This window comes from Alteromonas sp. K632G (genome assembly GCF_017653625.1).
Lineage (GTDB): Bacteria > Pseudomonadota > Gammaproteobacteria > Enterobacterales > Alteromonadaceae > Alteromonas > Alteromonas naphthalenivorans.
Genome location: NZ_JAGGDM010000017.1, coordinates 112,810 through 126,955, shown reverse-complemented (window position 1 = coordinate 126,955; position 14,146 = coordinate 112,810). Strand labels below are relative to the sequence as shown.

General features: G+C 43.1%; 15 protein-coding genes and 2 pseudogenes. 5 read left to right on the top strand and 12 right to left on the bottom strand.

Annotated features, from left to right (window positions below; translation table 11 throughout):
* Positions 1–79: 79 nt before the first annotated feature.
* Positions 80–745, top strand: a pseudogene (locus tag J5X92_RS21135) (polysaccharide lyase family 7 protein); the annotation flags it as partial.
* Between the two features lie 597 nt (positions 746–1,342).
* Positions 1,343–1,678, top strand: coding sequence for a VOC family protein (locus J5X92_RS16300; protein ID WP_013782897.1), 336 nt, complete (start codon positions 1,343–1,345; stop codon positions 1,676–1,678).
* A 94-nt stretch (positions 1,679–1,772) separates the two neighbouring features.
* Here J5X92_RS16300 and J5X92_RS16295 read toward each other — a convergent pair whose 3' ends face one another.
* The 7 genes and pseudogenes from J5X92_RS16295 to J5X92_RS16265 all read right to left on the bottom strand — a co-directional run bounded on the left by J5X92_RS16295 (position 1,773) and on the right by J5X92_RS16265 (position 7,921).
* On the bottom strand, positions 1,773–3,794 hold the full coding sequence (locus tag J5X92_RS16295; protein WP_126873796.1) for an NADPH-dependent 2,4-dienoyl-CoA reductase: 2,022 nt from the start codon (positions 3,792–3,794) through the stop codon (positions 1,773–1,775).
* A 345-nt stretch (positions 3,795–4,139) separates the two neighbouring features.
* On the bottom strand, positions 4,140–5,078 hold the full coding sequence (locus J5X92_RS16290) for a transposase (protein WP_041452469.1): 939 nt from the start codon (positions 5,076–5,078) through the stop codon (positions 4,140–4,142).
* A gap of 107 nt (positions 5,079–5,185) precedes the next feature.
* A pseudogene (locus J5X92_RS16285) lies at positions 5,186–5,269 on the bottom strand (DUF4426 domain-containing protein); the annotation flags it as partial.
* A gap of 63 nt (positions 5,270–5,332) precedes the next feature.
* Positions 5,333–5,773 carry a DUF4426 domain-containing protein gene (locus J5X92_RS16280; RefSeq protein WP_013782900.1) on the bottom strand — a complete coding sequence of 147 codons (441 nt, stop codon included), beginning with the start codon at positions 5,771–5,773 and terminating at the stop codon, positions 5,333–5,335.
* A gap of 22 nt (positions 5,774–5,795) precedes the next feature.
* Positions 5,796–6,335, bottom strand: coding sequence for a YggT family protein (locus J5X92_RS16275; RefSeq protein WP_013782901.1), 540 nt, complete (start codon positions 6,333–6,335; stop codon positions 5,796–5,798).
* A 21-nt stretch (positions 6,336–6,356) separates the two neighbouring features.
* Positions 6,357–7,178 carry a pyrroline-5-carboxylate reductase gene (gene proC / locus J5X92_RS16270; protein ID WP_013782902.1) on the bottom strand — a complete coding sequence of 274 codons (822 nt, stop codon included), beginning with the start codon at positions 7,176–7,178 and terminating at the stop codon, positions 6,357–6,359.
* 56 nt (positions 7,179–7,234) lie between these two features.
* Positions 7,235–7,921 carry a YggS family pyridoxal phosphate-dependent enzyme gene (locus tag J5X92_RS16265; RefSeq protein ID WP_126873795.1) on the bottom strand — a complete coding sequence of 229 codons (687 nt, stop codon included), beginning with the start codon at positions 7,919–7,921 and terminating at the stop codon, positions 7,235–7,237.
* Between the two features lie 24 nt (positions 7,922–7,945).
* Between J5X92_RS16265 and J5X92_RS16260 the strand changes: the two genes are divergently transcribed.
* The 3 genes from J5X92_RS16260 to J5X92_RS16250 are packed head-to-tail and all read left to right on the top strand — an operon-like array spanning position 7,946 to position 10,431.
* Positions 7,946–8,989: a type IV pilus twitching motility protein PilT gene (locus tag J5X92_RS16260; protein ID WP_057789891.1), complete on the top strand. Its 1,044-nt coding sequence runs from the start codon at positions 7,946–7,948 to the stop codon at positions 8,987–8,989.
* A 9-nt stretch (positions 8,990–8,998) separates the two neighbouring features.
* On the top strand, positions 8,999–10,111 hold the full coding sequence (locus J5X92_RS16255) for a PilT/PilU family type 4a pilus ATPase (RefSeq protein ID WP_126873794.1): 1,113 nt from the start codon (positions 8,999–9,001) through the stop codon (positions 10,109–10,111).
* A 5-nt stretch (positions 10,112–10,116) separates the two neighbouring features.
* Positions 10,117–10,431: a DUF2007 domain-containing protein gene (locus J5X92_RS16250; RefSeq protein ID WP_013782906.1), complete on the top strand. Its 315-nt coding sequence runs from the start codon at positions 10,117–10,119 to the stop codon at positions 10,429–10,431.
* A gap of 334 nt (positions 10,432–10,765) precedes the next feature.
* Here J5X92_RS16250 and ruvX read toward each other — a convergent pair whose 3' ends face one another.
* The 5 genes from ruvX to J5X92_RS16225 all read right to left on the bottom strand — a co-directional run bounded on the left by ruvX (position 10,766) and on the right by J5X92_RS16225 (position 14,007).
* Entirely contained in the window at positions 10,766–11,200 is a 435-nt protein-coding gene (ruvX, locus tag J5X92_RS16245) for a Holliday junction resolvase RuvX (protein WP_013782907.1), read from the bottom strand.
* Entirely contained in the window at positions 11,193–11,759 is a 567-nt protein-coding gene (locus tag J5X92_RS16240; RefSeq protein ID WP_013782908.1) for a YqgE/AlgH family protein, read from the bottom strand. Before J5X92_RS16240 ends, ruvX begins: the two co-directional genes overlap by 8 nt.
* A gap of 42 nt (positions 11,760–11,801) precedes the next feature.
* Positions 11,802–12,755: a glutathione synthase gene (gene gshB / locus J5X92_RS16235; RefSeq protein WP_013782909.1), complete on the bottom strand. Its 954-nt coding sequence runs from the start codon at positions 12,753–12,755 to the stop codon at positions 11,802–11,804.
* 212 nt (positions 12,756–12,967) lie between these two features.
* Positions 12,968–13,696, bottom strand: a complete 729-nt coding sequence (locus tag J5X92_RS16230) for a 16S rRNA (uracil(1498)-N(3))-methyltransferase (protein WP_013782910.1) — start codon at positions 13,694–13,696, stop codon at positions 12,968–12,970.
* 146 nt (positions 13,697–13,842) lie between these two features.
* A complete protein-coding gene (locus tag J5X92_RS16225) occupies positions 13,843–14,007 on the bottom strand; it encodes a hypothetical protein (protein ID WP_013782911.1) in 165 nt (54 codons plus the stop codon).
* Between the last annotated feature and the right edge of the window lie 139 nt (positions 14,008–14,146).

Below are 14,146 nucleotides of genomic sequence, written 5' to 3'. Positions count from 1 at the left end.
TTTTACTTTTGGCGAAGCAAATTATAACTCTTTACCATGCTGCTCAAAAACCAATCACGAAAGATCAACACGCCTTAGTAACCCTATAGCGAAACGCTTCGGGCGAATAGGCGGCAAGATGGAAGCTACCTTAAAAGTAAACCATGTAGCTCTGCGCGCGAAATACCCTGAAAAAGCACCAGCCTATTCAGTGGTTATCGGTCAAATACATGCCAGTAAATGGGAGAAAAAGGTAAAAGGTTTTGGATGGGGGAACGAACCGCTTAAGATTTATTACAAGAAATGGCCGAATCACGACAAGGGCTCGGTATTTTGGACCTATGAAAGAAACCTTCCCAAAGATGACGCTAATCGAAGAGATATTGCTTATCCAGTGTGGGGTAACTTATGGACAAATCCTGAAGATCCTGGTGAAGCAGGATTAGCCTTAGGTGAAGCTCTGAGTTACGTAGTAAATGTTCACGGTGATGTGATGTATTTAACTTTCGAAGCTGATGGACATGAAACCGTTGAATATAAAATCAACCTCGCGAATGCCGTAGACGCTAACGGTAAACTTGATAAGCACGACCATCCATACGGCTACACGTTAGATTGGAATTACTTTAAAGCTGGTGCTTATAACCAATGTAGTACTAAAGATGACCCTGGTTTCTGGTATCCGGCGTGTTTAGGAACAGGCAACTGGGAAGAAGATAAGGCAAATGGCGATTACGCCAGTGTGACGTTCACGCGTTTAGAAGTGGGGGAAAGCGTTGCGCCAAAAGCTAATCATGGCGAACAAACTAAAATTGGTGCCACGTTAAACGAAAAAGTTGGTATGAGTATTAGTGATATTCCAGATAATGCGTTAACTGCTATCAAAGCCATTGAGCCATCTTTCACAGTAAATGAAGTAGAAAAAGAACTGAAACATGGCAAGACTTATCTTGATGTTGAAGGCGTATTGGCCGATGGCAGAGAAATTGAGTTCGATATGCTACAAGTGGCTGACGAATGGAAAGTAGTAGAGGTACAAAGAGACTTAGTCTGGTCTCAGCTGCCTGAAAATGTTAGTGGGGCATTAAAACAATCTTCACCTGATTTCGAAGCAAAGCGCATTATTGAAAGTATTCAGCATGGCACGGGAATAACCGTTTATGAGTTTTATGCGGTGGACAGTCAAGGCAAAGAGTCGCGTAAAGAAGTGAAAGTAGAAGGCGGCGAAGCGGTTGTGCTAGCAAAAGAGTGGCAACACTAACTTAGCGGAATAATTGAACGTTTTGCGACCAAATACAGTGATCTTGCTTGTGCACTTATCTACAGTATGTAATTCATTCTGTTAGATTCTTAGGAGAACACAGTGCAACCTGGGCTTTTTTCGTTAAGTTTAGCGGTCAGTGATATTGCCATCTCGAAAGCGTTTTATGAAACGCTTGGCTTTGAGGCCATGCCGTCGTGCGGTTCGGTAGAAGAGAAATGGGTTATCATGAAAAGTGGGCAAACCATGATTGGTTTGTTCGAGGGTATGTTTGAGGGCAATATTTTAACCTTCAATCCCACTGATGTGCGTGAACTTGAGCAGCGCTTGAAGGATAAAGGCATTGAAATAGATGTGCCAGTCAAAGGCGATGAAGGGCCAGGGCATTGCGTAGTAAAAGATCCAGACGGTAATACGATTATGTTCGATCAGTTCTAGTAGATATATAAGAAATATAAGGAAGGGAAGCTAATTAGCTTCCCATCTTTTTATAAAACTAAACTGAGACACCCACCTTTAAGTGCAATCAACTTTAAATTTTAGCGGCTAACTCTGCACCTTGGCGAATAGCACGCTTCGCATCAAGTTCAGCGGCTACATCTGCACCACCAATAATGTGGACACTCACACCGGCAGCCTCCAGCGGTGCTTGCAAAGGCTTAAACGGTTCTTGTCCTGCACACACGATAACGTTGTCTACGGCTAAGCATTTCGGTTTATCATTTATTAGAACATGTAAACCTTCATCATCAACCTTCTCGTAACTTACACCATTCACCATTTGCACATTATGCAGCTTCAAGGATTGTCGGTGGATCCAACCTGTTGTTTTACCCAAGCCCTTGCCAACTTTGGATGTCTTACGTTGAAGTAAGAATACTTCTCGGCTTGAAGGAGTATAAGATTTCTCGGTGAGCGCGCCTTCATTGGTATAGTTTTTATCAATCCCCCAATGAGACAGCCACTTATCAGTATTGAGCGATAGGTCTTCGTCTTCAACTAAATACTCGGCCACATCGAAACCGATGCCGCCCGCTCCAATAATAGCGACTTTTTGCCCCACAGCCTTGTGGTCGCGTAGCACATCTATATAACTCATGACTTTAGAATGGTCAGCACCTTCGATAGTTAGGCTTCTAGGGTTGATACCAGTAGCCAATACCACCTCATCAAAACCGCTTTCAGTAAGAAATTCACAGGTAACATCGGTATTAAGGGTTACGGTAACCCCAGTCCGTTCAAGTTGATTGCTGAAGTAGCGAATAGTTTCATAAAACTCTTCTTTGCCTGGTACTTGTTTTGCGTAGTTGAACTGCCCACCAAGCTCACTTGCTTTGTCGAACAAGATGACTTGATGGCCTCTATCTGCAGCATACATAGCAAATGCAAGCCCAGCAGGGCCAGCTCCAACCACTGCAATACGTTTACTATGTGTTACTGGAGTAAAGGTCAGTTCTGTTTCGTAGCAGGCTTGCGGATTAACTAAACAGCTAGCACGTTTTTGTTCAAATGCATGGTCTAAGCACGCTTGATTACACGCAATACAGGTGTTAATTAGTTGAGACTCATTGCGCATCGCTTTGGCTACAAACTGTGAATCGGCTAAAAATGGTCTTGCCATTGATACCATGTCTGCATGGCCATCGGCTAAAACGCCTTCGGCCACTTCAGGCGTATTAATTCTGTTTGTTGTAACAAGCGGCAGTGATACTTCCTTTTTCATCCGCTGTGTTATCCACGTGAAGGCTGCGCGCGGCACCGAAGTCGAAATAGTTGGAACACGTGCTTCATGCCAACCGATGCCGGTATTAATAAGTGTAGCACCAGCTTTTTCAATCGCTTTGGCAAGATAGACAACTTCATCCCATTTAGCGCCACCTTCAACCAAATCGAGCATCGACAGGCGGTAAATAATGATGAAGTCAGTGCCCACCTTTTCACGAATACCTTTTACGATATCGACCGCTATTTTTACCCTGTTTTCTAGACACCCACCCCATTCGTCATCACGATGATTAGTACGCTTTACCAAGAACTGGTTAATTAAATAACCTTCAGATCCCATCACCTCTACGCCATCGTAACCAGCTTCTTTCGCAAGAGCGGCACAACTAACGTAGTCTTTAATTGTGGATGTCACAGCTTTTGAAGATAAGGCGCGAGGTTTAAACGGCGTAATTGGAGACTTAACAGGGGAAGCCGATACGGCAAGAGGGTGATAGCCGTAACGACCAGAGTGCAAAATTTGCATACAAATTTTACCGCCTTCAGCATGCACGGCTTCAGTAATTACTCTGTGCTTTTTTGCGTGACGTTTGGCTGTCATTCTGCCAGCGAAAGGGGCAACCCAGCCAGAAATGTTGGGGCTAATTCCCCCTGTTACGATAAGTGCCACACCCCCTTTTGCTCGTTCTGCGTAAAAGGCTGCAAGCTTATCGAATCCGCCTTTTTCTTCTTCAAGGCCTAAGTGCATAGAGCCCATTAAAGTACGGTTTTTTAACGTGGTGAAGCCGAGATCTAGGGGCTCAAGTAAGTGAGGGTATGCGTTGGTCATGGTTATTCTCGTTATAATTTTTATTCGGACAGCCATAAACTAGCCCGACCAGTATCTTAAGATTATTTACCAGTATGCTTTGGGGGTAAAGGATTGAGGTATAAAAAATCGAAGATAATGTTAAGACACCCACAGTTTCAAACATAGTTTTAGAGCTATGAGACAGATGAACTATGATTTCCAGGACGGATAACAAACATTAGTGAGACAAAATGGTGTCGCGAATATTCACCTAGCACTAAAGGTTCTAGGTGTGGCATGCACCAAGAGAAAACTGATGGTAAATATGGTTTGGGTGCACCTAGCCGCGCATTATTTTATCGAATTTGATTTAACTGTGTGATATCACCCAGTTTTAGAAAGAGCTAGCTTACGTTGGGCAATCGATAGGCCAATAGAGTTTGAAAAGATAGCTTCAATCCCAACGACCATACTATTCCAATTTGTTTGCGACAAGCCGGTACGCTGTAAAATTGGGGAGACATTGTGGAGTACGTAGCCTGATTTACCTGCACTAATTTGCCTGGCAGTTTCATCGACCAAAGTTAAATAATCAGCTAAATTAAACGGCAACCCTTTCAAGCCGTGTGACGAACTTCCCACCAGAGGCTTAAGGAACGCTGGTTGGAGGCCAAATTGTGCTGCCTCTATTCGATGTTTAATGCTTGTGAATTCAGATTTTTCTGGCGCCTTTGAGATACCCGCACGTAGCGGATTTAAATCTACATAAGCCATGCACGCTGCCAATGCGGCTTCATCAAGTAGAGCCTGAGATTTAAACCTTCCTTCCCAAAAACGCCCCGTGCACTCATCCTCCTTGTTAGCTTCACGAGCAATAAACTCATTAAGCAACCTCATAAACCAACTGATATCGTACAACCGTTGTCTATAAACATTTGCTGTCGATATGATAGTGGTTATCTGAGCTTCTGTAAGTGATGCCCGCTGTGTAGGCTGCATATATTGCTGGGTTAACACAGTGCCCTTATGCAGAGAATGCCAACGCCTTAATACTTCCTCGGTGGTCCACGACAAGGCTTCGTTTCTATCTACATGTAATACCAAGTGGGTATGGTTACTCATTACCGCATAGGCACATACATCAATTGAAAATACGTTCGTTAATGCTATGAGCCGGTCTTCAACCCATTGACGTCGATGCTCGTAACTTTTCCCAGTGTAATGGTCATCTCCACACAAAAATGCTCGTCTTACACACCGAGATACGCAGTGATAGTAGGGCGTGTTCTGTAAACAGATTAATGACTTTCTAGGGCTTGGCATAAGGGAGCTCAATCTCAAAATAGTGATTAAGATACTGAGGTATTTCTCTTGTTGAATATACTGAACAAGAGGATGGTTTGGGTGGGTGTCTAACCTTTTAGCGCTCTATCTCTAAAAGGCAGCACTGCTAGGTAGTAAATAGCATCACCTTCTTCTACCTTTTTAAAGGTGAGTGTCTTAGTGGTGCCTACTCGCCAATTAGTATTTTTACAAAATTATATTACGTGTTTCGCGCTTTCGGCTTACTTTAAACCTTAGCCATCAACAAACATTTCTTGTTTAAAATTCAAGGTCTGCATGGTATTCCCACGCTGAACATCAATACTAAACCGGTAGTTTTCTCTATCTCTAAAAGGCAGCACTGCTAGGTAGTAAATAGCATCACCTTCTTCTACCTTTTTAAAGGTGAGTGTCTTAGTGGTGCCTATCAAGTTCTTAGCAGTACCAGAAACCGATACCCGTTGAGCAGTTCCTGTTACGGCGTCTAGTACTGAAATATTGACCAAGGCGTTAAACTTACTACGAACTATGCCGTAAGAGGCCGCGACCTCAGGGGTAAGAAAAGGAGTACTCACTACCATGTAATGTACATCCCACTCGCCTAATTGTTGCTTTTGCTCAGCGTACGCTGCGCTACTTGTAATAAGTAACAAACTACCCAGTAAACCAAAAAGTAATGTACTGATTTTTTTCATGTTATCACTCCGCACGTTCAGCTTAAAAGAACCTGAATGTGTCTTGAAGTAGCAATTGTAAAAACTGTAGTCCGATAATGGCAATCAGCACAGATAAGTCTAAACCACCTAAAGGCGGTATAACTTTTCTGATGGGTGCTAAGAAAGGCTCAGTTAGTTGATAAAGAAGGTAGTCGATAGGCGTTTGACCCTGTGATACCCAACTTAAAATGGCGCGTAAAATCAACACCCAGAACATGATAGAAAGCGTTTCTTTTACCACTTCAATCAGCGCAACTATTACGATGCCTACTGGATTCAAACTGCCACCGACCATCAGCGAAAGCGTGATTATTTTTAACGCGGCAACAACAAGCGCCAGCACAAAGGTAGCAGTGTCGAAGCGACCAATTGAAGGGATTATTCTGCGCAACGGCCCCACGATAGGGTGAGTGGCCTTTACAATAAACTGGCTCATAGGGTTATAAAAATCAGCCCTAACCAGTTGCAACCATAGGCGTAAGATAACCACCATTAAATACAAACCAAATAGTGTATCTACCAGAAAAACCGTTGCATTCATGTTTTGATGTTCCTAAAAACGTTAAAGCTGTTTTGCCATTTCTTCAGCACGAGCTACCGCAGCGCGCATCGCTTTACTTACGATATCACTCAAGCCTTGATCAATTAAGGTATTGACTGCCGCAGCTGTAGTGCCGCCTTTAGAAGTAACTTGGGCACGAAGCTCACTTAATTCAAGGTCAGGATTGTGACAAACCATTTCAGCGGCCCCTAACATGGCTTGTTGTACCATCAAACGTGACTGTGCTTTATCGAAGCCCATGTTTATAGCTTCCTCTTGCATAGCTTGTAAAAACAAGAAGAAATACGCAGGGCTACTGCCAGCTGCAGCGATAACGCCATTGATACCGTCTTCCTCTTCAACCCATACTGTCTCACCTACGCTATTCATCACATCATCAACGTAAGTTCTGTCATCTTCTGACACGGTATTATCTGCATACATGCCCGACATACCCTTACCAAGTAGGCTTGGTGTGTTTGGCATAATACGAACAACGGGATATTCACCGCCTAGCATTTCTTGTAATCGAGATACGGGTAACCCAGCTGCGATACTAAGGAATAGCTTGCCAGTTAAGTCATTGTTCTGCTTAAGGTCTGCGCACATGTCACCCATCATCTGGGGTTTCACGGCTAACACAATAGCATCTGCAAATTGGCAGGCTTCATCATTAGACTGGGTAATTTGAATACCGAATTCCTCTTTTAACTTATCGAGTTTCGGAGTAGACGGGTTGCTCGCTAAAATGCGTGTCTTATCGTAGCCAGACTGAATTAAACCACTAATGATGCTGCGGCTCATGTTGCCCGCGCCAATGAATGCCAATTTCTTTTGTTGCATATGAATCCTATTGTAAGTTGAAAAAACTAACAGCGTTCAGTTAAAAATAGTAGGAACTAATTTCGTGCGCCGAAGATTGCGGTGCCAATTCTTACCATGGTAGACCCATGAGCGATGGCGCTTTGCATATCACTACTCATTCCTACGGACAGGGTATCAAAATTGGTCAAGTTTGTATGGTATCGGTCGAACAATTCCTTTAAAGCACTTAAGCTTTGCGCTTGTTCATGGCTGTCTGGGTTTGCTTTTGGAATTGCCATTAGCCCGCGTAAGCAAAGTTTGTCCTGCTTGGTAATAAAGCGCACCAGTTCATCTACGTCTTCAGGTTTTACACCTGACTTACTTGCTTCATCATCTATATTCACTTGAATACATACATTTAAGGGGGCCATCTCCGCCGGACGTTGGTCATTCAAACGACGCGCTATTTTTTCCCTATCAACGGATTGTACCCAATCAAAATGCTCGGCTACTATTTTTGTCTTATTTGATTGAATGGGGCCTATCATATGCCATTCAATATCACTAAGTGCAGACAGCTGCTGTATTTTATCTACACCTTCTTGTATATAGTTTTCGCCGAATGTACGTTGTCCCTCTTCATACGCTGCCATAATATCCGATACCGGTTTAGTTTTACTCACGGCTAGCAATTTAACTGAATTTGGTGGACGATTAGCGTTGGCAGTAGCTAGGCTCACATCCTGTCGTGCACTATTGAGTCTTTCTGCTATTGTTTGCATTATTCACCTTTTTGAGGAGTTGTTGTGGATATTACCGAACTTTTGGCTTTCAGCGTTAAAAATAAAGCGTCAGATTTGCACTTATCAGCAGGTCTGCCACCTCTTATCCGCGTAGACGGAGAAATGCGTAAGCTTAATGTACCCGCATTAGATCATAAACAAGTCCATGCACTTATTTATGAAATAATGAATGACATGCAACGTAAAGAATACGAAGAGAACTTGGAAACCGATTTCTCATTCGAAATTAGTGGCTTGTCGCGGTTTCGTGTAAATGCTTTTGTGCAAAATCGCGGTGCAGCAGCTGTGCTTCGTACTATCCCCAACACGGTTCTTACCCTTGATGATTTAGGTGCGCCTGAAATATTCAAAGAAATAATCAACCAACCTACCGGCATTGTTCTAGTCACTGGCGCCACAGGGTCGGGTAAGAGTACAACCCTAGCTGCTATGGTTGACCATATCAATTCACATAAGCGCGAGCACATTCTTACTATCGAAGATCCTATCGAGTTTGTGCACGAAAATAAATTAAGTCTTGTAAACCAACGGGAAGTCCATCGAGACACCCACTCTTTCAGTAACGCACTTCGCTCTGCATTACGTGAAGATCCAGATGTTATTTTAGTTGGTGAGTTACGTGATTTAGAAACAATTCGCTTGGCTATTTCAGCCGCGGAAACAGGGCATTTAGTATTTGGCACCCTACATACTAACTCAGCACCTAAAACAATAGACCGTATTATTGATGTGTTTCCTGCCGAAGAAAAAGCGATGGTGCGCTCTATGTTGTCTGAATCGCTAAGAGCTGTAATTTCTCAAACCCTGTTGAAGAAAGTAGGGGGAGGGCGAATCGCAGCGCATGAAATCATGGTAGGTATCCCTGCAATACGAAATCTTATTCGTGAAGATAAAGTGCCTCAAATGTATTCGGTTATTCAAACGGGGCAAGCTACGGGTATGCAAACTATGGATCAGTGTTTACAACGCTTGTTGGCATTAGGTGCCATTTCTAAAGAAGACGCCGCTGCTAAATCGAAAGACAAGCAATCGATGAGTAATTTTTAAGGACGGGTAATGTTAGATAACTTTTTAGAAAAAATGGTAGAGAAATCTGCTTCTGACTTATTCGTTACCGCGGGCTTTCCCGTTAGCGCCAAAGTGCACGGTAAGCTTACTCCCATTTCGGAAAATTCATTTAATGATGAAGATGCATTAGCACTTGTTCATGAGGCTATGAATGAAAAGCAAAAAGAGGCTTTTCATACTACCAAGGAATGTAATTTTGCCATTGTACGAGAAGGCCTAGGGCGTTTTCGTTGTTCGGCCTTCTGGCAACGAGATCAAGCCGGGATGGTGGTACGTCGTATTGTGACCGAAATTCCTAAGGTTGATGACCTGGGTTTACCTTCGGTGTTAAAAGATATCATTATGTCAAAGCGCGGCTTGGTACTTTTTGTAGGTGGTACAGGCACGGGGAAATCGACCTCGCTTGCCGCACTTATCGGCCATCGAAATAGTAATTCTTATGGGCATATTTTAACTATTGAAGATCCTATTGAATTTGTGCATGAGCATAAATCTTGCGTGATAACTCAGCGTGAAGTGGGTATAGACACCCACTCATTCGACGATGCATTGAAAAGCTCCTTGCGGCAAGCGCCTGATGTCATTCTTATTGGTGAAATTCGTTCAATGGAGACAATGGAATACGCCATGTCGTTCGCTGATACGGGGCATTTATGTGTGGCAACACTCCATGCCAACAACGCTAACCAAGCAATTGAGCGCATTATGCATTTAGCGCCAAAAGACCAACATGACAAGTTACGTTTTGACTTAAGCCAAAATATAAAAGCTATAGTGGCACAACAACTTCTTCCAACCAAAGACGGCGAGGGAAGGGTAGCGGCAATTGAAATACTATTAAACTCTCCTCTAGTGAGCGACCTTATTCAACGCAATGAAATAGGTAGCTTGAAAGAAGCCATGAAAAAGGGCAAAGAGTTAGGCATGCAAAGTTTCGATATGGCGTTGTACGATTTATATCGCGAGGGTAGTATTGATTTAGACCAAGCCTTACACCATGCTGATTCTCCCAATGATTTGCGCCTAATGATTAAGCTAGATTCTAACGATGGATCGAGCTTGGGCACATTATCGAATGTCTCAATCGATATGGATGACTAAAACTCTTGATTAAGCTTTTTACGTCTTCAGACCCTTTCTTACTTCAGTCGGTAAAGAGTGAACTCGATGCGCTTTCTATACCTTACCTAGTGAAAAACGAATTTGCAGGTGGGGCGATGGGTGAACTGCCATGGCAAGAGTCACAACCCGAACTTTGGTTAATAGATGAATCTTGGTCTACCAGAGCCAATAAAGTTGTGAATTCTCTCATGGACAGCCACGAACCAGCTGAGAAATTTCCATGGGTGTGCGGACATTGTAATGAACCAAACGGCGAAGCTTTTGATACCTGCTGGAAGTGCGGAGAAAGTAGACCTTAGCATTGCGGGTTTCTGGTTTTCTTATTCATTAATTCGTGATTGAAATTGTGGGTGTCCGAGAGGTAATGATTTTAGCATTACGGGTTTCTGATTTTCTTATTCATTAATTCGTGATTGAAACTGTGGGTGTCCAAGAGGTAATGATTGAAATTGTGGCTGTCTTAAAAGAAGTGATGATAAAAAGGAACTCCAAATCTTTTAAAAGGTGGGTGTCCAAATAACGGCGCAGTTACATAAAAAGGTGGGTGTCCAGCTAACGGAAAAGGTGATCACAGCCTAAATAAATGGGTGTCCAACTAATGGAAAAGGTGGGTGTCCAAATAACGGCGAGAAACTAGTCGCCGTATTGGTTTTCAACCCAGCTGGTAAAAATCACGCAGGCCGATACGCTGTCTATTTTTTCTTTGGTTAGCTTTTTATAGCCGCCAAGTTCGAACAACATAGATTTTGCATCCGTTGTGGTAAGCCTTTCATCGCATAAATCTACCGCTACTTTGAATCTACCATGTAAGCGATTGGCGAATTTTTTAGCGCGCTGTGTAACTTCTTGTTCGGTGCCATCCATATTCAGCGGTAAACCCACCACCACAAGCTGCGGTTGCCACTCTTCATAAAGCTTTTCAATAACATTCCAATCTGGAATACCATCGCGGGCTTTCAGTGCGGCTAGCGGTGACGCCGTACCGGTAATTTCTTGTCCTACTGCAACTCCAATACTTTTTGTACCGAAGTCGAAGGCTAATACTGTTCTACTGCCAATATCAGGCATGTCCGGCTCCTGGTGCGAGTTGCCACACATCTACACCAAGTTTATTTACCGCTGCTTGCCATTTTTTATGAATAGGCGTGTTAAACAAAATGTCGTCATCGGCCTCTATGGTTAGCCACGAGTTATCTTGCATTTCCTGTTCAAGTTGCCCAGCAGTCCAGCCCGCATAACCTAACGCGATAATCGATGAATCTGGCCCAGTGTTAGTGCCTATTGCTGATAAAATATCTTTTGAAGTGGTGATCATAACGTCAGGCGATAAGGCTAAGCTTGAGTCCCAGCCACTTTGACTGGAATGCAGAACGAACCCTCGTTCTTGGCTTACCGGCCCGCCGGCAAGAATAATTTGCTCGGCTTTGTCTTCCGCCACGGTTAAGTCTTTGTCGGTTTGCTCGAGCAGTTCTTTTAAGTTCATAGTTGAAGGCTGATTGATTACCAGCCCCATGGCACCGTCTTTGTTGTGTTCGCAAATATAAGTGAGAGAGCGAGAAAAATACGGGTCATCTAGCGAAGGCATCGCTACTAGAAAGTGGTTTTGTAAACTTTTCAGTTCTGTCATTGTTTCCTCTACTTCTCACTTACTTACAGTTAGTGCAAAACGCTACTTAGTTGTAAGGCGCTTTTCAATTGCGTCGAATAACGAGGCCATAATATTAATATTATAATGACCCTCTATCTCTCTTACGCATGTTGGGCTAGTAATGTTTATTTCTGTGATTTTTTCGCCAATCACGTCCAGCCCAACAAATAAAATATTATTCTCTCGTAATGTGGGAGCAACAGCTTCAGCTAACGCACGATCAGTTTCTGAAATTTCTTGGGGTCTGCCTGTTCCGCCTGCTGCCAGATTGCCACGAGTCTCCCCCTTGGTGGGTAAGCGCGCCAAGCAATAAGGAATCACTTCACCGTCCACAATAAGAATACGTTTATCGCCATCCTTAATTTGTGGCAAGTATTCTTGAACCATCATGTAACGTTTGCCTAAATTGGTTAGCGTTTCAATGATCACGCCTAAGTTATTTCCATCTGGCTTCACTCTGAAAATTGAAGCACCGCCCATTCCATCCAAAGGCTTACAAATAATATCTTGATGCTTTGCATGAAAATCACGAATAAGCTTCTGATTATTGGTTACCAATGTGTTAGGAATGTGCTCAGGAAACAAAGAGGTAAATAATTTTTCGTTGTAGTCTCGAAGCGCTTGCGGATTATTTACAACCAGCGCGCCTTCGTCCTGGGCAAGCGATAATATATGGGTAGCATACAAAAACTCGCTGTCGAAGGGCGGATCCTTGCGCATTAGCAACACATCAATGTCGCCTAGTGAAACAGTATGTTCTTCACCTAGGGTGTAAAAGTCAGTTGCTTGATCACGCACGGTAATGGTTCTAGCCAGCCCCATTGGCTTACCGTTGTTTATAAAGATATCTTTAAGTTCGAAGTACAGTACGGTTGCGCCACGGCGCTGGGCTTCAAGCATCATTGCTAAGCTGGTGTCTTTATGCGGCTTAATCACCGCGATAGGATCCATAATCACGCCAAGGGTGTAGTGCATGTATGTTCTCACTCTTTGATAAAGGTAGATAAATTGCCAACAGCATTACGCACTGATTGTGATAGTTGGCTGTTGGTGCATTTTATTTGTCGAAGTTGGTTTAGGTATGAATACCACTAAAACTTAAGTGGGGGCATTCAGCATTTAGATCAAGTATCGAAAAAACCAAACTTTCTAATCATTAACCTGTAAAGCTTGCGTAAACTGCCCGCCTAAAAATCGCCATGCTGGGCTTGCAGAATGCTAATACTGCTAATGGCGGCAGTTTCAGTACGCAGTATTCGAGGCCCTAAACTGCACGATGTAAATCCGCTTTCATTAGCTTGGTGAATTTCGCCTTCAGAAAGTCCGCCCTCTGGACCTATCAATAAACGAAAGCCTTGAGAGTTATATGGTTGACGGGCCAATGGCTTCTCTGCACCCGGCGCCAATACTAACCGCGAACTCGAGGTTGATTCAGATAACCATTTGTTAAGGGCAATTGGCGGGTTAAGCGAGGGCAGTGTATTTCTGCCACTTTGCTCACATGCACCGATGATGATCTTTTGCCATTGCAGCAGCTTTTTTTCCCACCTGGCTTCATCTAATTTAACTGTACATCGTTCGGACAAAATAGGCGTAATTTCGGTAACACCAAGCTCTACACTTTTTTGCAGCACCGTATCCATTCGGTCACCTTTAGATACACCTTGGCCTAAATGTATATTTAGCGATGATTCTTTTGACAGCGTTAAACACGCATCGGCCTCTACAAAAACCTTTTTTCTTTGAGCATTAATTATCTGTGCGCTGTACTCGTTGCCGTCACCGTTAAATAATACGATAGGATGATTCGCTTTCAAACGAAGCACACTGGCAATGTGATGCCCAGCTTCTTCAGTTAACTGAAATTCTTCTTCAAGAGGAATTGGGTTGGGGTAATAAATTCTCGGTATGCGCATTGGGAAACTAAAAATGGCGGATAATGTAGATATGATACTTGTCTAGAGCAAGTGGATGCAACGCATCGTAGCTGAAAATCGCTACAATGCGTTGTAAAAAGCTATTTTTTTGAGATTTACGATAGCTTTGATAGCACTAGGGTTAATTAAGCTGCCGAAGGTGTTGAAGTGGTGTTTTGCGTTTCGTTTTGATGAGGAGGTACTGCTTGCCCGTCCTTTCGTGCGTACTTGGTATGTTCGCCTTTATCTGTTCTCAAAGAATACAAGAACAATGCTGCTACGATAATTGCCAGTAATATAAAGTAAAACATAGATTATTCCTTTTATTCTATTTGCTAAGCTGTACAAAATTGACAATAGCAATACCTGCTAACGTCATGTCCGGTTCACATTCTTTTTAAATGTTTTTCAGCGCTTTGCAGACTTTTTAAAGCATCCTGCTTATTTTGA